Origin of the sequence: Clostridium pacaense, assembly GCF_020709765.2 — a bacterium.
Lineage (GTDB): Bacteria > Bacillota > Clostridia > Lachnospirales > Lachnospiraceae > Enterocloster > Enterocloster hominis.
In genome coordinates this window covers 64,494-85,065 of the sequence record NZ_JAJFEB020000013.1, presented here as the reverse complement: position 1 = coordinate 85,065, position 20,572 = coordinate 64,494, and the positions used below count along the sequence as shown (strand labels likewise).

Genomic DNA, 20,572 nt, shown 5'->3' with positions numbered 1-20,572 from the left:
AGGCAGTATGCAGGCAGTTTATTTGTGCTGTAACATGCTACCCCCTCATCTGTATCAGGGGGCCTCCGTTCTTCTCAAGATACGGACGGGTAACCACCACGGAACCGATGTTGGAATCCTTGGGTATCTCATACATGATATCAAGCATGAATTCCTCTAAGATTGCCCGGAGCGCCCTGGCGCCGGTTCCACGCTTTCCCGCCTCCTCGGCAATCCAGCGGAGCGCATCATCCTCAAACACCAGCTTAACCTCGTCCATGGACAGCAGTTTCTCATACTGCTTGGTAATGGCGTTCTTAGGTTCCTTCAGAATACGCACCATCATATCCTCAGTCAGCCCCTGAAGGGTCACCGTCACCGGCAGCCTTCCAAGGAATTCCGGAATCATGCCGAATGCCCTCAGGTCTTCGTTGGTCACATGCTTAAGGATATCAGGGTCATTATCATATGTATCCTTGAGGACAGAGCCAAAGCCCATGGAGGATTTCTTCTTAAGGCGTTCTTTTATGATCTCCTCCAGGTCCGGGAAGGCCCCTCCGCATATAAACAGTATATTATCCGTGTTGACCGTTGCCATGGGGGTCATGGCATTCTTCTGGTTGGAACCCACCGGCACCTCCACCGTGCTCCCCTCCAAAAGCTTAAGAAGCTCCTGCTGCACGGACTCACCGCTGACATCCCTGGTATTGGTCTGCTTCTTCTTGGCAATCTTATCAATCTCATCAATGAAGATAATACCACGCTGCGCCCTCTCCACATCATTGTCAGCTGCCGCCAGAAGCTTGGACACCACGCTCTCAATATCATCGCCGATGTATCCTGCCTCTGTAAGCGAGGTTGCGTCTGCAATGGCCAGGGGCACATCTAAGAGGCGGGCCAGTGTCTTCACAAGATAGGTCTTGCCGCTTCCAGTGGGTCCGATCATCAGGATATTGGACTTCTCAATCACAATATCCTCATCCGGCGCCGCATCCCCTTGTGCCGGCCTGTTATCCAGGAACGCACGCTTATAATGGTTGTAGACAGCCACTGCAACCACCTTCTTTGCCTTTTCCTGTCCAATGACATACTCGTCCAGCCTGCTCTTTATAATGTGCGGGGCCGGGATATCCTTCATGGTAAGGACCGGCTGTTCCTGGGTCTTCTTCTTAATCTTCTGCTTCTTAGGTATCTCCATGGCGGGAGGGGTTGTGTTCAGGTCACTGAGGTTCATGTTCATATATGGTATATTACCCAGCTTTGAAAAGTCCATGCCGCCCTTTGTGACAGAATCAAATGCCTTCTGCATACAGTCATGGCACAGGTTCATGCCGCCGGGCATGGATATCATCTGTCCTGCCTTGCTCTCCGGCCTGCGGCACATATAGCAGACCTTCTCGTAATGTTCATCGTCCTTTGGTTCCTCTATATCCGGACCGGATGGGTTCACATCCTGGTTATTGTCTTTATCGCTCAAAGTCAGTTCTCCTCTCTGTTAAAAGGCCTTCCCGCCAATATGCGGAAACACGCTGGCATGTTCATGCCATTGGCATAAGTATATAACAAAATGCTTCCCCAAACAAGAGGAAGCATTTTCATTTCATATTGTTTTGAAAAATTTCATTTTACTGAAGTACATTCTGGCTGGATTCCTCAGGCATTGCCTTAAGGGTCACCTGAACGGTCCGTTCTTTATACTGACCGTCCACCTGGGTCTGGACCGTAAGTTCAATCTGCTCTCCCAGTTCATAGCAGGCCAGCAGTTCCTGGAGCTGGGTCATGGTCTTGACAGACTGTCCGTCCACCTTTGTGATGATATCCTTTTCCCGCAGGTCCGACACAGCCGCTGCCCCGTCACCCAGGATTTTGTAAATGTAGACGCCCCTGGGCATTCCGAACGAACTGGCGGCTTCCTCGTCCACGCTGGTGCCCTGGATTCCCAGATACCCGCGTTTTTCCTCCGCCACCGGATTCATGGTCTTCCGGTTCATAAGCTGGCTCATGATATCCTGTGCCTTGGAAATGGGGATTGCATAGCCGATGCCCTCCACCTCCGTGGAGGAATACTTGGCTGCATTGATTCCAATCACCTCGCCCTTCATGTTAAGAAGCGCGCCCCCGCTGTTGCCAGGATTGATGGCTGCATCTGTCTGCAGCAGGGTCCTGGTGGAGTTATTAGACACACGGACTTCACGGTCCAGCGCACTCACATATCCCACCGTGACGGACTGTCCGTACCCAAGGGCATTGCCAATGGCTATGACCCCCTGCCCCACCTTCAGGTCATCTGAATTCCCCAGCTTGGCAATGGAAATCTTACTTCTGGTATCTGTCTTAATCTGCTCCAGCGGCACTGATATGACTGCCAGGTCCGTCTCTGCATCGGTTCCCTTAATGGTGGCATCCACCACCTCATTATCAATAAACGCAACCTTCAGGGAGGTGGAGTCTTCCACCACATGATTGTTGGTAACAATCAGAAGTTCCTTGTCATTTTCCCCTACAATAATCCCCGAACCGCTGCTGGGAACCTCGTAAGTCTGCGGTCCCCCGAAAAACCAGCCATAACCAAAATTATTGTTCTGATATACAGTGGTGCTGGTAATTGCCACCACGGTGGGCATGGCCTCTTCCACAATATCCGATACATCCGCCACTGCCGCCCTTGACTTCTGCGGGGAGCCGCTGTTGCCCTGGTCCTTCTGCACGTTCTGCCCCTGGTCAGGTTCCTGCGCAGGCGGGTTAGTCTCCTGGCTGGCCTGGGCATCAGCTGATGCATAGATATCCAGATACCTGGAGGCAGCCACATTAACCCCCACCATGACTCCGCCCGACACCGCGCCGAACAGGATTGCCCCGGCCGTTATGAGGGCTGCTTTTTTCAAAAGGCCTCCTTTTTTCTTTGGAGGGCGCTGGTCATAGTCAGGTCCCTGATTACGGAACGGTCCCTGTCCGCCAGAAAAGCCCGGCCCTGTCTGCGCCCCACTATATTGACGGTCATCATATCCCTGGTTGTCGTAAGACTTCCATCCGTATTCCTGATCGTTATCGTACATCTGTGTATCCCCTTTCTCATCCTCACAAGTATTACGATTATACTGTAGCAGTGATTTGTGATAAAAATGTGACCATTTTCTAAATATAGTAATAAAAAGGACCAGCAGGTTGACATGCTACCATACCGTAACATTCCTGCTGGTCCCTGTTGATTCCTGTTGCTAAAGTCCCGGCCCGATAATGATGGAGCCTGGCCCGCCTGGTACATATTCATCGCTGTTGCTTCCAGGACTCGGCGCCGTGGTTCCGTTGGTACTTCCCGGGCTGGGCGCCGTGGTCCCGTTGTTGCTTCCCGGGTATGGCGCCGTGGTGGCCTTGGTGCTACCGGGGTAAGCTGCCGTGGTTCCGTTGGTACTTCCCGGATATGGCTGGGTGACTGCTCCCGGTCCTGTACTGCTGTCCCCCGGGGATGTTGGGGAACCAGGATAAGTCAGGTTTCCATTGGATTCATCCGCCGGCGCCGTGGTGTATCCAGGATAAGGGATGGTGCCTGAGGTGCCTCCTCCAGGCCGGTTGCCGGATGATGGCCTGGTACCTCCGGGATAATAATCTTCCGGCGGGTCTATGACATTGCCAAATTCATCCGTCTCAAGGTCCCACTCATTTTCATAGTCAAGAACGCCCTCATCCGTCTCCGATGTGCTGGATTCAGACTCATCTGTCCCATTCTTCGTGGTGGATTCTTCCGTGCTCTTGGATGGTTCAGTGGGCTTTGGTATATAGCCGCCGTCTGTCCCTACGCTTTCAATCGGCTTTCCTTCCTTATACAGACCTGAATCAGCCGATATCTTTGCGCTGATTTTCTTTACCATGTCACTGGGCTGGTAATCCTCCTCGTCAAACAGGAATTTATGAAGCTCAATCACGTTGCTCTCCAGAGTCTGCGGGATGACACAGTCACCTTTCTTGCCCATATTGGCATCGCTTCTGGCTTTGGGGAATCCCATGGTATCCACGATGGTATATTTTGTCAGGTTCTTGGCGGCCGGAATGATATCATTCAGGGTCACGCTGGAAAGGATCTGCTCAAACACAACTTCCATCACATTGTTGATTACCGAGAAATTCGCCTGTCTCAGCTTGCCGAAGCACTGCTGGATAATCTCCCTCTGGCGCTCCGTCCTGGCAAAGTCCGTATCCATTTTACGAAGCCTTGCATAGGCCACTGCCTGAACACCGTCCAGGTGGTTCATGCCGGCTGATTTCAGATGCTGGGATGCAACTCCGGTGGCCTCAACGGTCTCTGTGATATATGCATTGATATAGTAAAACTCGGCCTTGCTCAGTTCTATATCCACGCCCCCTAATATGTTGATGGAATCAGCCACTGCCTTCCAGTTAAAGGTGGCGTAATCATCAATCTGGATATCCAGGTTCTTGTTCAGGGCCTTGATTGCCTGTTTAGGGCCTCCTCTGGCATATGCCTGGTTAATCTTATTATAGGTACCGTCATCATCCAGGTTCAGGTACGTATCCCTGAAAATGCTGACCAGCTTAATCTCGCCGTTTTTCTGGTTTACGTTGGCAATGATGATGACATCCGTATTATTCCCTTTACCCAGGGAATTATCACGGCTGTCCACTCCAAAAAGAGCTACCGTCCAGTATCCTTCCATGTTTTCCACTTTATCAACTGCCAGATATGGGTTGGTCTCATCTTCTATCTTGAAATTAGGATCCCTCTGAATCCGGTTCGCCTGCTGAAGGACATATCTGGCGCCAAATATAACCAACAGCGCGAACACTTCCGCTACAATCAAGGCTGCAATGGTCCTTGCTTTCCTTCTGCCGCCGTTTCCTGAGGAATCCGCTGCCGCGGCCTCCCGGGCCGATTTCCTGCCCGGACCATCCGGTCCATCCTTATCATTCCTGCGGAATGCATTCTCCCTGCCCCCGCGCCCCCTGTCTTCACCCAGGTCGGTCTCCGGCGTGTAGATGCGGCTTTGTCTGGTCCCGGCTGCACGGTTATCTGCGGTTCCACGGTTATCTGTGGTTCCACGGCTTACTGCCACAGTGTTATCTGCCGCTGCTCGGTTTCCCGCCGCGCGGCTGCCTGCCGCTGCTCGGCTTCCTGACACACGACCATCTGCTGTTCCACGGTTTCCGGTCACACGGCCATCCGCAGGTCCACGGCCTCCCGGCACAGAACCGTCAATGGATGCACGGCTCCCGGCCGCACGTCCACCGGCTGCTCCGGAATCCCCGGCCAAACGGCGGCCTGGAACAGGACTTCCCGCCATCTGGCCTGCTGTACGGGTTCCGGCTATGCGGTCTTCCCCCGCTGTACGGCTTCCCGCCACCTGGTTTTCCCCCGCTGTACGGCTTCCTGCCATCCGGCTTTCCCCCGCTATACGGCTTCCTGCCATCCGGTCTTCCCCCGCTGTACGGCTTCCTGCCACCCGGTTCCCAACTGCTGCACGGCTTCCTGCTACCTGGTTTTCTCCTACTGCACGGCTTCCCGCCATCCGGCTTCCCCCCGCTGCACGGCTTCCTGCCATCCGGCTTTCCCCCGTTGCAAGGCTTCCTGCCATCCGGTCTTCCCCCGCTGTACGGCTTCCTGCCATCCGATTTTCCCCTGCTGTACGGCTTCCTGACACCCGGTTCCCAACTGCTGCACGGCTTCCCGCCATCCGGCTTTCCCCCGCTGTACGGCTTCCCGCCATCTGGTTTTCTCCCGCTGCACGGCCTCCCGTTTCCTGGCCCGTATACCCTTCCCGTTCATCCCTGCCCCGGACAGACGGCCCCGGCCGTCCTGCGGCTCCGGCCGGGCGGCCTGTACTGCCGCCTTCTGCCCCGGTTCTGGAACGTCTGGGAAACGTTGTATCTGAATCAGCCCCAACGCCAGCGCTGTCCCGGCGCTGCCTGCTGCGGCTTCTCAATCTTTCATCTTCCTGTCCAAATCCATTTTCTAAATCACGATTCATTCGTCCATCCTCATTCCCTCATGGAGCACCGGGGCGTGTTTCATACCACGCCATGCTTCATAGGAGTATTTTAAACGTATACGGCATGCATATCAATATGCATTTTTATTAATAAATCCTTTAAATACGGTTAAAAACATAATCTTAAAGTCAAAACCAATACTCCAGTTCTCAATATAATACAAATCATGTTCAATTCTCTTGGTAATGGATGTATCCCCGCGGTATCCGTTCACCTGGGCCCATCCAGTCAGACCTGGGCGGACCTGATGCTTAATCATGTAGCGGGGGATTTCCTCCTTGAACTTCTCAACAAAAAGCGGCCGTTCCGGACGCGGCCCCACCAGGCTCATATCCCCTATGAGGACGTTGAAGAACTGCGGTGTCTCATCGATACTGGTCTTGCGTATGAAATGTCCCACCGGCGTCACCCTCGGGTCATGCGGGGTGGTCCACTGCTTCTTCTCCTTACTGGGATCCTGCACTTCCATGGAACGGAACTTGTACATCTTAAAAGGATGATTGTGAAGCCCAATCCGTTCCTGGCTGAAGAACACAGGGCCAGGGGAAGTGATCTTAATCAGCATTGCCGTCAGCAGCATGACCGGTGAAAATACAATCAGACCAAACAAGGCGCCGACGATATCCACAATCCGTTTCATGGTGGCATTGAACACCCCGGTAAGGGGCACCCTGCGGATATGGATAACCGGAAGTCCCTGAAGGTCTTCCATATAAGGTATGGTTGGTATTATATTATTATAATCGGGAATAAACTTTGTATGCACGCCCGACTTCTCGCAGGCTGCCACAATCTGCTCCAGATTGGCATATTCCTTTATGCTCAGCGTAATGGCGATTTCATCCAGTGTATTGGAAGCTAAGAATGTCTCCAGATGGTCCGTGGGTCCCAGGACCTGAACCTTCCTGTATGCATATCCCGGTTTCTGATGGTCATCCAGGATTCCCTGGACATGGTATCCCCACTCCGGGTTCACACTGACCCTGTCAATGAATCCCTCTGCCGCACGGCTGTAACCGATGAGCAGGACATGTTTCTGGTTGTACCCATTGGTCCGCAGGGAACGCAGGAACAGCCGTATGCACATCCGCTCTGTTTCCATCAGGATAATATTGGAAACAAAAAATGCCAGCAGCATCCTGGTGGAAAAATATTCATTATGCTGGATGAACCTACGCGCTCCAAACAGCACGAATGTAAAAATCATCAGGCCAATGACGTTGGCTTTACAGATATTGGCAAATTCCGAACGCCGTCCCTGTATCCGCTTGGGTACATACAGATGGAAACTGGCATACAGAACCAGATAAACCGGCACTATGAAGACAAGCGCCATGAAATATATCTGGGGTTTCAGCACCCCGACGTCCACCGGCAGTACCTTGCCGCTGACCACAATGAACCATGCCAGGGCATAGGCTGCAGACGTGACCAAAATATCCAGCAGAATGTGAAGGCGGTTCAGCCTTTTCTGGTTATCTTTTATCATTGTATATCACCTTGGTTTCTCAGGGATTCCCCTTAATACCGTAAATATCGTTGTTATTATACATGATAAAACGGCATTATTCTATAACATTTCTCTTAATTTCGAAAAACTTCATAATTTGGCCAGCTGCCTGGCCGTGAACTCATAAATATAAATCAGGGTGCCTGTAAACAATTCCAATTCTATGGCCAGATAATTTCCCAGATTCTGGGGACGGTATGGCACCTTCCTGCATTTCCCCGCAGTTGCAATGCCCTCCATCAGGCCATCCACATAGTCCCTGGCAAAGCCCCGTTTCCTGAAGAACATATACTTAAGCCCCACTCCCACCAGGATGGGCACCAGGTTCACGGCCAGCTGGACCGCTGGCATGTTCTTATAATTCAGGTATACATTGTTGCGGGCAGCAAGGCGGACCTTGAATGAATTATACTTGGAACCGCTGGTGCCGCTCCCCACATGAAAGACCACGGCGGACGGGCAGTAGATGTTGTCATATCCCGCAATCCTGGCCCGGTATCCCACATCCAGATCCTCCAGATAAGCAAAATGCATCTCATCAAAATATCCTATCTCCCCGAATACTTCCCTGCGGTAGATGGCCGCGCCCGCACAGGCGGAAAAGATGCGGCACGCCTTGTTATAACCGGAGGAAGGGCGTCCCACGCCCCTCTGGTATGCCCAGCCAAGCAGGCTGTACATGTCACCTGCGTCATCCATCAGTTCCTTGTGATACAGCTGTATCATTTTACAGCTGACGGAAAATATCTTAGGGGAAAGCTCAATGGCCTTAATCATTTCCCCCACATAGTGGCAGTCCGGTTCCGTATCATTGTTCAAAAGTATGACATAAGGGGTGGAAGACGCACGGATCCCACGGTTCACGGCACCGGAAAACCCGGTGTTGCTGTCCAGGAAAATGGAAGGTATATCATGTTCCTTAAGCCACTCCACACTTCCGTCCGTGGAACCGTTGTCCACAACCAGGACCTGGAAATCCCTGCATATCTGAAGCTCCAGCGCCTTAAAACACGGCTCCATGAAAGCCAGCCCGTTGTAATTAGGGATGACAATGGTCACCTTCTTATGGTTACCCTTAGGGTTATTTCTGGTGTCACTCATGTAAACTCTACTTATCCTCCGGAGCAAACTGCTCATAAATCTTAAGGTCGTACGGTTCCCCTATCTTTTCCTTCAGCAGGTCCCTGAGGGCAAAGTTGGATTTGCGCAGGGTCAGGTTGGGATTATAATAGGGGTCCCCCTTCACGATGATATCCGGCCACTTTTTAATGAAAATAGCAACTTCCCGGTTAAACCGTTTCACCTTCTCAGGCGTATCTTCCAGGCCCCTGGACTTGGATTCATAATGGTAGAAGCATGCATAGGGCGCATATACTACCAGTTTCCCCAGGGCTCTCACTTTCATGCAGTAATCGATGTCATTAAATGCCACTGCCAGTTCTTCACTCAAGCCGCCCACCGCGTCGAACACGGACTTTTTCGTCATCAGGCATGCAGCGGTCACCGCGCTGTAGTCCTGGGCGCACATGGCCCTGTGGAAATAACTGTTTTCCGCCTTGTGAAGACCGATGAACGTGTGTCCTGCAATGCCGCCGAATCCAATCACGACACCGGCATGCTGGATGGTGTCATCCGCATACAGAAGCCTGGCCCCTGCAATCCCCACGTCCTCCCGCTGGCAGAATCCCAGCATTTCCTGGATGCTGTCCGGATTTATAAGCTCTGTATCATTATTCAGAAGGAGAAGGTACTCTCCCTTTGCAAAACCTGCCCCAAAGTTATTGATGGCGGAATAATTAAAGCCCTTTTCCCATGTCACCACATGGAAGTTGCTGTGCATTGCCTGCATTTTCCCGTAATAATCAAAGGTTTCCTTTTCCGTGCTGTTATTTTCCACCACAATAAATTCCAGGTTCTGGTAGGAGGACTTTTCCATCAGCGACTTAACGCACACATCCAGGTCCCCGGCGTGGTCCTTATTGGGGATGATAACGGATACAAGGGGCTGTGCCTGAAGTTTGAAAACCGTATGGTAAATGCCGTAGTCCACTCCCTTTTCCACCCGCTCCGCCTGGATTCCCATGCGCTCATAGTGGGCCATGATGGCCCTGGAACCGGCCTCAAAGGCATACATCTTGCTCTCCGGATTGCTGGCAGTGGAATCCTGATGGCATCTCCAGTGATACAGCACCTTGGGAATATGGTAAACTTCCCCAGCCGCTTCCGTACAACGGAATATGAAATCATAATCCTGGGCTCCGTCAAACTCCTGGCGGAATCCACCAACCGTCTCAAGCAGATCCTTCCTCACCACAAAAAGGTGGCAGATATAGTTGACGCTGGTAAGCAGGTCACGGTTAAAATCCGGCTTGAAATGGGGGTCAAAGAGGGCCTTCCCATCCATGTCCAGCTTGTCCTCATCCGAGTAAATGACCTCACAGCCAGGATGTTCATTAATGGCCTTCACCACCTCATAAAAAGCATGGGAAGGAAGGGTGTCGTCATGATCCGCCAGAATCACGAAATCCCCCCGGGCCATATCTAAGGCCGCATTGGTATTGCCCGCAATCCCCCGGTTGCTCCCCAGGATTTCATAGCGGATGCGCTTATCCCTGTCCGCGTATTTCTTAAGGACACGCTCCAGGCCCTGCCCCCTGGGACTGCCGTCCGCAATGCATATCTCCCAGTTAGTGTACGTCTGGTCCACAATGGAATCCAGCATTTCCCTGAGATAGCGCTCCGGCGTCTTATAAGCGGGAATCACCACGGACAGCAGGGGTTCAAAATCAAATATCTTCTGGCGCTGGGCCGCCAGCTCCTCATCCGTGGGCCTGGTAAGGTCATACCACTCGCTGTAATCATAGTCATTGTCAATGCCCTGCAGTTTGTGCTTTGACTTGAGCACCAGCGCCTTAAGGCCGTGTTCCTTCCAGAAATCCATGGCCACATGGACTGTCTCCATGTTCATGAGGTCCTTTATCTTCTCCATCCGCTTATGTGCCACGCTGGCCCGCTTCGCAATCAGCTCCTCATTGAACTTAATCCTGGCCTGCTTCCCCTCGCACCGTATGAGCAGGTAGTAGCTTTTCCCCCGCTCATAGGGGAACTGGATATCAAAACCAAACTCCCGGTCGTGGACAGCCTTATAATATATCTGGCTAACATCATCCCTTCGGGTGGAAACATGTTTAAATTTGACCGGCTGGCGCTTCTCATCCTCCACCCGGAAGGTAGCGCGGCTTTCAGGGGATTTACCGATGGCCCATCCGTTCAATGTGATGGAATTCTCCCTGATGCGCACAACATCTATCTTATACTTCATGCTTCTGCACCACCCTTATCTTCTTTGCCTTTACCTTGTTCGCCTTTACCTTGTTCGCCGCTAACCTCTTTGTCAAAATTAATCCGCTCTTCCTCAATGACCAGCGGGCGCTTCATCACCCTCTGGTTAATGCTCATGATGTATTCGCCTAAAAATCCAATGAAAAACAGCTGTACGGAACCCAGGAACAGCATCCCAATCAGCATGGGCGCCATGCCTGCAGGGAAGCGGTCCCACCAAATGAGTTTCATCACCAGGTATACCAGGGCCACCAGCATGCTTATGACAGCGCAGATGCTTCCGAATATGGTTGCCAGGCGCAGACCCGCCTTTGTATAGGAAGTAACGCTGAGCATGGCCGCGTCATACAGGCGGTAAAAGTTATTATGGGTCTTGCCTGCCCGGCGTTTGGGCTGCTCATAAGGGATTTCCTTGCGCCTGTATCCCAGTTCCGCCACAATACCGCGAAGGAACGGTGTGGGGTCATCCAGATTCCTCAATACCTCGATGAATTCCCTGTCATAAAGCCCTGAGCCTGTAAAATGTTCAATCTGCTCCACATCCGACAGTTTTTTGATTGTCTTATAATAACAGCTTCTGAGCCAGTACATCATACGGTTCTCTTTGCTGCTGGTCTTGATGCCGATGACAATCTTATAGCCCTTTTCCCATTCGTGGACATACTTTGGGATCATATCCACCGGGTCCTGGAAATCTGCCACCATTTCAATGACGCAGTCGCCTGTCATCTGAAGCATTCCGTAATACGGCGAGTTGAACTGTCCGAAATTACGTGCATTGAGAATCGCCTTAATCCTTGGATTGGCCGAACACAAATCCCGGAGGATATCCCTTGTCCCATCCGTGGAATCATTATCAATAAATACCAGTTCATAATCATACTGGGGCAGCTCACATTCCATGATGTCCGTCACTGCCTTACTGATAGGGCCTACATTCTCCGCTTCATTATAACAGGGAATCAATACGCTGATTTTCTTCATGTCTTTCTACGCTTCTTCTTTCTCTATAGTCTCTTCAATGCCCCGGCGGAAGGTATACCGTTCCTTCCAGTCACCGCAGGTCAGCCTGCAAAGCCTGGTGATGTCCGGCCGTATGGAAAGCGCGCCTTCCTTGGCCTGGACAAATGTGCCATACTCCAGTTCGCCTCTGCCCCCGGCAATCTCATGGATTTCCTCCACAAAGGAGCGCAGGGGCCTTGTATCCGAACCCGCGATGTTCACAATATGGCTGTAAGGCGCTCCATCCGCCCTTCCATGCCTGTATAACTCATATACTGCCTGTACCGCGTCCTCAATATACATAAAATTCCACTGATGGCGGCAGGCACTTAAGGATACCTTTTTATCCCGCCTCAAATCCCGGACCAATGTGGAGATGATGGACCACGGATGGTCCCCGTAACCATACACACTGAAAAACCGCAGATGGAAATAATTAAGCCCCAGTTCCCTGCAAAGTGGGGCGGCCTTCTGATAGAATTCCCATTTGGCCTTGCCGTACTGGTTAATAGGATGACATTCCACATCTTCCTGCATCATTCCGTCCACGGCTCCATATTCCACCCTGGAACCGGCATCCATGAAAATGCCGCACCCCAGCCTGGCTGCCGTGCGCACACATTCCAGGGAACCTGCCACGTTACGGGCCTGTACTTGCGGCGAGTCAATTTCTTCCCGGTTCACCCCGCCCCAGGCAAGATGGAAAAATGCATCTGCATGTCCAATGACAGGTATGCAGTCCTCCACGTGCTCCAGGCCGCAGTCCACAACTTTAAGGTTTTCATGTACAGGAAGCGCAGTCCTGTTCTTAGAACCAGGGCGTACCAGGGCGTAAACAACCGAGCCGTGCTCCAGGAATACCCTGGCCAGGTTGCTTCCGATAAATCCAGTGGCGCCGGTTATGACAACCACCCCGCCAGAGGGGTCCGGCTGTGTTATGTCGTCCGGCTGTATTCCCGCATCCGTTTGCACTTCCGTATCTGGCTGTACTTCCGCATCTGTTTGCACTACAGTTTCCAGATGCAATTCAGCTTCCGGCCGTACTTCGGTACCTGGTTGCACTTCATCGCCTGGCCGTACTTCGGTATACGGTTGCACTTCATCGCCTGGCCGTACTTCGGTACCCGGTTGCACTTCATCGTCTGGCCGTACTTCGGTACCCGGTTGCACTTCATCGCCTGGCCGTCCTTCAGTACCCGGTTGCACTTCATCGCCTGGCCGTACTTCGGTACCCGGTTGCACTTCATCGCCTGGCCGTCCTCCAATATCTGTCCGCATCACATCCACCGCCCTCCCTGTAGCATTTCCATATTCCATCCAAATCCTTATATCAGCTCCAGATGGTTGGAGCGCATGGCCCTGACTTCCACGTTCCTGCCGAACTTCTCCCGTATACTGGCCGCAATCTCATCCGTATAGCCGGGGGCCGTGATTACGATGGCATCCACCGGATGGTCCGTGAAGTAATCCGGCGGCACAATAGGAAGATGGGATGATGGAGCAAACTTACCATGCTTAAACGGCGCAGAATCTATGATATACTGGGCCTTTTCCCCCAGCTTCGTGGTGGCGGCCAGGGTGAAGCCCTGATGGCTGGCCCCCCATATGGCCACCTTCTTATTCCATGCTTCCAGATACTTCATGTATCCCTCCATCTCCCTGCGGAGGTTCACATAGCATTCCAGCAGGTTGTCCGTATCCATCTGCGGACGTTTTTTCACAATCACGGACAGGGTATCCCTGTTAATGACCTCACACTCTTCCACCAGGAACCCATTGCGTTCCAGAAGAGGGGTCAGGGTTTCAAATGTATAATATGCAATATGGTCCCGAATCAGCTCGTAATAACTGCTGTGGTCCATGATATATTCAAAACTTGGAACCGTAATCAGGCCTACCGCGTCATCCTCCAGGTTGCGGTAGATGGCCTGGAGCATGGTTCCCGGATCCGGCTGGTGTTCCAGGAAATTAAAGGACAGGAACGCATCATAAAGACCGCCCGGGAACCGGGTATCCTCTGTCTCAGTGAATCCCTGGGTCACATTCAGTCCCTGGGCCCTGGCAAGCTCCACCAGACGGGCATCATGTTCAATCCCATGGGCCTCTACCGGGAATTCCGACAGTACTTTCAGGAACTCTCCCTGTCCGCAGCCCACCTCGATGAACTTCTTTCCTTCCAGATCATAATTCTGTATCAGGTTCCGGTACTGGTATCTGCGCAGTTCCACCATGGTTTTTGAAAAACCGCCCGCCCGGATTACATCCCTGTAATAGTCCACGGGTTCGCAGTCAAACTGAACCAGTCCGCAGCCCATACACTGGCACAGATCCAGCGTAAGCCCCTGGTCATCCGCAAGCCCTTCGGCATCCGGCATATGCTGGGCACAGGCCGGCATATTATCTAACGTAAGTAACGGCGTCTCCCATAACGGGGCACCGCAGGCAATGCATCGTTTCATACGTCTGTCTCCTTTAATACCTTAATTTAAGCATTTCCCTGATTCCTTCCCTGAAGGATACTTCCTGCCTGAAACCAGCCGCCCTTGTAAGCTTGCTGATATCCGGCATCAGGGACACCACCCCTTCTGCATTGGGCAGGCGCTTTCCATATTCATACGTGCCTTTTCCACCACAGAGACCATGGATTTCTTCAATATATTCTTTTAAGGGCCTGGTATCTTCCCCTGCCACATTATACACGCCAGCGGGGGCTTTGGCAAGCAAAAGGCCTGCCAAAGCCCTGGCCGCATCCGTTATATACAGGAAGTTCCACATCTGGGTACAGGCGCCCATCTCCATATGGCCGCCCTTTAGAAACGTATCGATACAGGTAGAAACCAGGGACCAGGGATGGTCCCCGGGACCATATACGCTGAAAATCCTTGCATGGATATAGGTAATGCCCAGCCCCTCTGCTTCCTGTGAAGCACGCCTGCACACCTCAAGCTTATCCTTGCCATACTCTGACACAGGACTGCATGCGCCTTCCTCTTTCATGACCGTACGGTAGATACCGTACTCGGCCTGGGAACCGCTGAACAGGAACCTGGTGCATCCGATGGCTGCCGCTGTCCTCAGGCTTTCCAGGGCATAACCGATATTGCGGGCCTGAAGCTGGGGGTTCTGGCGGTTGGCACTGCCTGCGCCTTCCCAGCCCAGGTGAAGCCATGCGTCCGCCCCCCTGACAGGATTGGATCCGCCAGGCACGTCTATCCGGCCCGCCACATCTGTCCGGTACGCCAGGGCCAGGGAGTCTGACAGGGCCGGGGAGTCTGACAGGGCCGGGGAGTCTGACAGGGCCGGGGAGTCCGACAGGGCCGGGGAATCTGCCAAGGCCGGGGAATACGCCAGGACCGGGGAATACGCCAGATTCCCGATACAATCCAGCCCGCACTCCAAGATATGGATTCCCTTCCTTCCTTCCAGCTTTTTCCTCCCCAGTGAATCAGGGCGCACCACGGCAAGCACTTCATGGCCGCCGTGAAGCAATTCCTCTATAACCGCCAGCCCGATGAAACTGGTGGCTCCGGTCACCACTATCCGCATAATCCTTCACTCCTGTTGTTAATTTTCCGGACAGGAATCCGTGTTTCCGGACAGGAATCCATGCATCCGGGCAGGAATCCCTTAATCCCTGTCATTCCCTAATCCTTGGGATAATCATATTCCCATCCATCTCCTCCTCCGGAAGGAACGGGGACAGATCTTCAAGGGGCGGGGATACCATGGTGCCATCCGGCAGTCTCTTGGCAGATGATTTGGGTTCAAAGTTCTGGTCCATGGAAACAAACACCTCGCATATGACCGGTCCTTCCAGATCAAGCGTCTCCTCCACTGCCCGGGACAGCTGGCTGTTATGCCTGGCTGCCCTGTATGGATATCCATAGGCATGGGCCAGTTCCTCAAGGCACGGGAAACTTAAATCCCCGCTGTCCACACCGATTCCCACCAGCGGCTCCCCAAAGAAGTTCTTCTGGGTCTGGCGGATGGAATGATAGCCGCCGTTGTTAATCACGAAAATCTTTATATTCATCCTGTGATGGATGATGGTCTGAAGTTCCTGGATGTTCATCTGAATGCTGCCGTCCCCTGTGACCAGTATCAGGTCATCCCCGGTCTTATCGCTTCCCATGCTGTAGCACTGGTTCTTCCTGGATGCGGCCCAGGCCCCGATGGCTGCAGGCAGGTCATATCCCATGGCCGCGATGGCTGAATTGGAAATGAAACGCTGTCCCTTCTTAAGCACATATGCATGTCCGCCCACCACACAGGCAGAGCCATTGCCCACCACGGTTATCTGGCCTTCCTTCAGACGGCTACTCACTTCTTTAATAAATGCATATACATTGGCCGGCTCCTCATCCCCATGCTCAAAATGCTTAGGCAGGACAACGGGATAGCGTTCCTTCCACATGGCGCAGGTCTGGTTCCAGTTCATTTCCCTAAGGCCTTTTCCTCCTTCAAATACCTGCTTCCTACCGGGGCGGCTCAGGCTTTCAGGCAGACGGTCCGCCTCTGTTGCAAGCACATCGTCCAGCACAAGGTCAAGCTGTTCCAACAGATCCTTCGCATCTGCATGGACAGGCATGTCCGCATGGATGGAAGGCTTCTTCAGTTCCTCCTCATCTATATCATTGACAATCACAAATGCCTCCCTGGCCCAGGTCTTATAATTATACCCCACCTGACGGATGCTTAAGCGGCTTCCTATGGACAGCACCAGGTCGCTGTTCTGGATGGCAAAATTGCCAGGCCTGTCCCCCATGTTGCCGGCCCGTCCCACATACAGGGGATGGGTGTCATACATACAGTCCTCACTGTCCCATCCGGTAATGACCGGGATTCCCAGCTTCTCCGCCACATCCATGAATACCTTATGGGCGCCTGCAATGCGGATGCCGTTGCCCGCATTGATAACCGGACGGCTGGCCTTTCTTATCCTGTCGATGATCTCCTGTGCAGCCGACGGCTTTACCTTACCCGGAAGCACCTGGCGGTGTTCTCCATGCCCGGCTTGGTCCTGAAGGATTTTGTGGCTGAGGCCGTCCCCATGTCCGGCCGCTGTGCTTCCAGCGCCTCCATCTGAGTCCTCCATACTGCCGTCCTTTGCCCAGCCATCCCCGCCGGCCTCATAATCCTCGGGGTCAAATCCCACCAGTTCCCCTTCTTCCACAAATGCCCCCTGGACATTCAGCGGGATATCCAGCCAGCACGGTCCGGGACGGCCTGACTTTGCAAGATACAGGGCTTTCTCCAGGCAGTAACGGATACGCATGGGGTCGGTTACCATCTCGGAATACTTTGTCATGCAGTCAATGGATCTGCAGATATCAAATTCCTGGTCGCCCATGGCCCTGATTCCCACCCCAGAGAACCGTGCCGTGGTGTCATAGCGCACCTGGCCGGACAGCACCAGCATGGGAATGGAATCCAGCCATCCCCCTACCACGCCGGTAATGGCATTGGTTCCCCCAGGACCAGTGGTGACACAGAGGGCGGCAATCCTGTTATGGATCCTGGCATAAGCCTCTGCCCCCATGGCGCTGGCCTGCTCGTGATGGTTATAGATACAGTGCAGCCCTTCCTGATGTCCCAGCGCATCATTCAGGTGCATGGCGCCTCCTCCGGTCACCATGAACGCCTGGCAGATTCCTGCCTCCACCAGCCTGGCTGCTATATAATTGGAAATCTTGATTTTCATCCTGCGGTCTCCCTCCCTGTTCTTAATTCCGTTGCTGCAAAAATGTACATATATCGAGAGTATAGCATAAAACAGGGGAAAATAATACTAAATTTCTCTTACGATAAGGCACGCATAATAAGGAAGAAAGGGGTGTCCCCCCTGCCCCCAGCGGATTCCAGAACTTCCAGCAACCATCACTATCATTCCACATATCTGTCCGCTATAATGAACCATGTAATGCAACGACGGATTTTCGGCCACAGACAAAAACACATATCAAAAAGGAGAGATTCAATATTATGAAAAAACAGACTAAAGTTCTGGCTGTATTATCCACTGCAATGCTGATGGCAGCAGTAACCCCTGCTTTCTTCCCAACAACCGCTTCCACTGCTTTTGCGAAAAGCGTGGGCTGGACAGAGGAAAACGGAAACTGGTATTACTATGATTCCTATGGTGATGCAGTAACCGATACCTGGAAGAAAAACGGAGATGACTGGTACTACTTGGATTCTGACGGAGTCCGCGCCTCCAACATGCAGATTGATGAGTATTACGTAGGAGAAGACGGAAAACGTGTGAGCATGAAATGGGTTTCCGTGGAAAATGAAGATTTCTGGAACGAGGATGACGCACAGGAGCATCTGTACTACTATTACGGAAGGGACGGCAAGGCCCTGACCTCCAAGTGGGCATCCATTAACGGCCAGTGGTACTATTTTAATGAAGACAGTATCATGCAGACCGGTTCCATTACAGTTGACGGCTTCAACTATTATCTGGGTGAGGACGGCAGCAGAAAAACAGGATGGGTTCTTCTGGAAGATGAAACCGATGATCCTGAATACCTTGAGTCATGGTTCTTCTTTGACAATACAGGAAAAAGGGTTGAAAATGAAGTAGACAAGAAGATAAACGGCGACTACTATACATTTGTAGACGGACGTATGCAGACAGGATGGTTCAAGCTTCCTGCATCAGAGACAGCTGCTGGGGAAAACGCAGCAGAGGCAACCCCTTCAGAGGCAGCTCCCGCACAGACAGAAGTAACCGTAGCTGGTTATCAGTACTATGATGAGGACGGCAAGCGCGCTGACGGCTGGAGAACCATTGAAGGCGTTGAAGGCATCAGCGAGGAGGCAGAACTTTACCGCTTCTACTTTAAGAAAGGCCAGCCATACCATGCAGAAAAAGGTCTGGAACTGTTCACTATCGACTCCAAGAAGTTTGCATTTAACACAAAGGGTGAAATGCAGACCGGCAAGCAGGTAGTCAACATTGAAAATGGTTCCATTGCCAACTTCTACTTTGACGAGGAAGGCGTGATGAAGACCGGTAAGCAGTCCATCTTTGATGAGGACTTAGGCGAGGTACAGAACTGGTACTTCCACACAGACGGTTCCAGAAAGGGACAGGGGTACCATGGCATCAAGGACAACGTGCTGTATGTATACGGCCTGCGTCAGGAAGCTGACAAGGACCTGCGCTTTGCCCCTGTAACCTTAGACGACAAGCAGTACCTGGTAAATGCCAACGGCACCGTGCAGAAGGCAGGATCCTCCTCCAAGTCCACGGCAAAACCAGAGCTGGGCAATGGCTTCAAGGACTTTAAAGACGAAAATGATAAAATCTGGACCGTAAACACCGAAGGTGTAATCCAGTAAGAAAAGGATTTGCCATCATCCGTTCACCCATAAGGCAAAGCCATATACACGGCAGACTAGCTAATTAGTCTGCCGTTTTTTTGTGCATTTTGCCGAAATTACACTTTTTATGTGAAAAAGTGGTATATTTTTCCTTCTGAAACGCTATCTATATAATTAGGACTGTATCAGGAGAGGACGAATATGAGAGAACTTGCTGTATTTTACTGCCCCAAATGCGGGCACTATGCTTACTACCAGACCTCCCGCCATCCCCAGTGCCCGAAGTGCGGCTGTGAGGAAGCCATGTATATGGTGCGGATGCATTACACGGAATTCATGAGGATGTCCTGCGATGAGCGGGATGAATTCCTTTCAAAGGAGATACTGAAGACCAACCCGTCCCTTGTGGAGCGTCTGACCGCCCCGCACAAACGCTACAACAGCCGCGAGATCATTGCGGAAATGAACAACGTCATCATGAACCTGGACACGGAAAACAAAATCCTGAACGACACGGTAAAATGGATGCATGATACCATTTGGGATCTGATGCATGAAAAGCGGGCGCTGGCCCGGGATGAAGCAGCGGCTACAGATGTGGGGGACGGGACTTCGGCTGCGGATAGCAAGGATGGGACTGATGAATAAAAAACAGCAAAAATTTTCAAACTTTTTATATCAATTGTATAAATAGTGCGTTATAATAATATATATAGCAACTTATTCGTACATTTATACTCTTTGAGTTGGAAAGGAGTGGGACTATGAGCCATAAGATTATCACTATAGCCCGTCAGTTCGGAAGCGGAGGACACGAAGTAGCCCAGAGGCTGTCAGACCAATTGGGGATTCCTCTCTATGACAGGAACCTGGTGGAGATGGCCGCTGAAAAGATGGGACATTCTCCTGTCAGCGTGGAAAAGGTTGATGAATCCGCCCTCTCTACCTTCTTAGCCAACTATCAGATTCCAAAGGAACCTAATTCCGTTACCGGATACGGCCTTTCCCTGAACGATAGTACTTACGTGGCCCAGACCATCATCATTGAAGCCCTGGTCAAAAAGGGGCCATGCATCATCGTAGGGCGGTGCGGCGACTACGTACTGCGCAATTATCCGGATTTGATTGACGTATTCATCTGCGCCTCCATGGATGACCGGGTACGCCGCATCATGGAACGCTATAATTTCTCCGAAAAGGATGCGGTCGCCGCCATCAAGTCCACGGACCGCCGCAGGAAGAACTACTACGAAAACTATACCAAACGCAAATGGGGCAGCATTGATTCCCATCAGATGCTCCTCAATATAAGCCGCCTTGGCATGGACAGGACGGTACGGATGATTAAGGATATGTATGAGGCCGAATGATTATGGTTTAAACGGGAGCGCTGAAGGAAGCGCTCCC

Annotated in this window: 15 protein-coding genes; 3 read left to right on the top strand and 12 right to left on the bottom strand. The window is 52.1% G+C overall.

The window, feature by feature from the left end; genetic code table 11:
- Positions 1-37: 37 nt before the first annotated feature.
- The 12 genes from clpX to LK536_RS49005 all read right to left on the bottom strand — a co-directional run bounded on the left by clpX (position 38) and on the right by LK536_RS49005 (position 17,537).
- The gene (gene clpX / locus LK536_RS49060) at positions 38-1,462 is read right to left on the bottom strand and encodes an ATP-dependent Clp protease ATP-binding subunit ClpX (protein ID WP_474913130.1); all 1,425 of its coding nucleotides are present in this window, start codon (positions 1,460-1,462) and stop codon (positions 38-40) included.
- A gap of 142 nt (positions 1,463-1,604) precedes the next feature.
- Positions 1,605-3,035: a S1C family serine protease gene (locus LK536_RS49055; RefSeq protein WP_227796507.1), complete on the bottom strand. Its 1,431-nt coding sequence runs from the start codon at positions 3,033-3,035 to the stop codon at positions 1,605-1,607.
- Positions 3,036-3,197: 162 nt separating this feature from the next.
- Positions 3,198-5,960, bottom strand: coding sequence for an LCP family glycopolymer transferase (locus tag LK536_RS49050; RefSeq protein ID WP_227796506.1), 2,763 nt, complete (start codon positions 5,958-5,960; stop codon positions 3,198-3,200).
- A 92-nt stretch (positions 5,961-6,052) separates the two neighbouring features.
- On the bottom strand, positions 6,053-7,471 hold the full coding sequence (locus LK536_RS49045; RefSeq protein ID WP_008726389.1) for an undecaprenyl-phosphate glucose phosphotransferase: 1,419 nt from the start codon (positions 7,469-7,471) through the stop codon (positions 6,053-6,055).
- Positions 7,472-7,582: 111 nt separating this feature from the next.
- Complete coding sequence (locus LK536_RS49040; protein WP_227796505.1) at positions 7,583-8,593, bottom strand: glycosyltransferase family 2 protein; 1,011 nt, start codon at positions 8,591-8,593, stop codon at positions 7,583-7,585.
- 7 nt (positions 8,594-8,600) lie between these two features.
- On the bottom strand, positions 8,601-10,814 hold the full coding sequence (locus LK536_RS49035; protein WP_227796504.1) for a glycosyltransferase family 2 protein: 2,214 nt from the start codon (positions 10,812-10,814) through the stop codon (positions 8,601-8,603).
- Positions 10,811-11,818, bottom strand: a complete 1,008-nt coding sequence (locus tag LK536_RS49030) for a glycosyltransferase family 2 protein (protein ID WP_227796503.1) — start codon at positions 11,816-11,818, stop codon at positions 10,811-10,813. The genes LK536_RS49035 and LK536_RS49030 overlap by 4 nt, the downstream gene beginning before the upstream one ends.
- Positions 11,819-11,824: 6 nt before the next feature.
- Complete coding sequence (locus LK536_RS49025) at positions 11,825-12,844, bottom strand: NAD-dependent epimerase/dehydratase family protein (RefSeq protein WP_331472218.1); 1,020 nt, start codon at positions 12,842-12,844, stop codon at positions 11,825-11,827.
- Positions 12,844-13,047 (bottom strand): hypothetical protein, encoded by a 204-nt coding sequence (locus LK536_RS49020; protein WP_227796502.1) that lies wholly within the window; start codon positions 13,045-13,047, stop codon positions 12,844-12,846. The genes LK536_RS49025 and LK536_RS49020 overlap by 1 nt, the downstream gene beginning before the upstream one ends.
- Positions 13,048-13,161: 114 nt before the next feature.
- A complete protein-coding gene (locus tag LK536_RS49015; protein ID WP_008726377.1) occupies positions 13,162-14,295 on the bottom strand; it encodes a class I SAM-dependent methyltransferase in 1,134 nt (377 codons plus the stop codon).
- 13 nt (positions 14,296-14,308) lie between these two features.
- Positions 14,309-15,382: an NAD-dependent epimerase/dehydratase family protein gene (locus LK536_RS49010; protein ID WP_227796501.1), complete on the bottom strand. Its 1,074-nt coding sequence runs from the start codon at positions 15,380-15,382 to the stop codon at positions 14,309-14,311.
- 91 nt (positions 15,383-15,473) lie between these two features.
- Positions 15,474-17,537 carry a thiamine pyrophosphate-binding protein gene (locus LK536_RS49005; RefSeq protein WP_227796500.1) on the bottom strand — a complete coding sequence of 688 codons (2,064 nt, stop codon included), beginning with the start codon at positions 17,535-17,537 and terminating at the stop codon, positions 15,474-15,476.
- A gap of 281 nt (positions 17,538-17,818) precedes the next feature.
- Here LK536_RS49005 and LK536_RS49000 point away from each other — a divergent pair, with 281 nt between their 5' ends.
- From LK536_RS49000 to LK536_RS48990, 3 genes are all read left to right on the top strand, one after another.
- The gene (locus tag LK536_RS49000) at positions 17,819-19,183 is read left to right on the top strand and encodes a PspC-like choline-binding domain-containing protein (RefSeq protein WP_227796499.1); all 1,365 of its coding nucleotides are present in this window, start codon (positions 17,819-17,821) and stop codon (positions 19,181-19,183) included.
- Between the two features lie 183 nt (positions 19,184-19,366).
- Positions 19,367-19,813 (top strand): hypothetical protein, encoded by a 447-nt coding sequence (locus LK536_RS48995; RefSeq protein ID WP_025483911.1) that lies wholly within the window; start codon positions 19,367-19,369, stop codon positions 19,811-19,813.
- Positions 19,814-19,929: 116 nt separating this feature from the next.
- The gene (locus LK536_RS48990) at positions 19,930-20,535 is read left to right on the top strand and encodes a cytidylate kinase-like family protein (protein WP_025483912.1); all 606 of its coding nucleotides are present in this window, start codon (positions 19,930-19,932) and stop codon (positions 20,533-20,535) included.
- Positions 20,536-20,572: the final 37 nt, after the last annotated feature.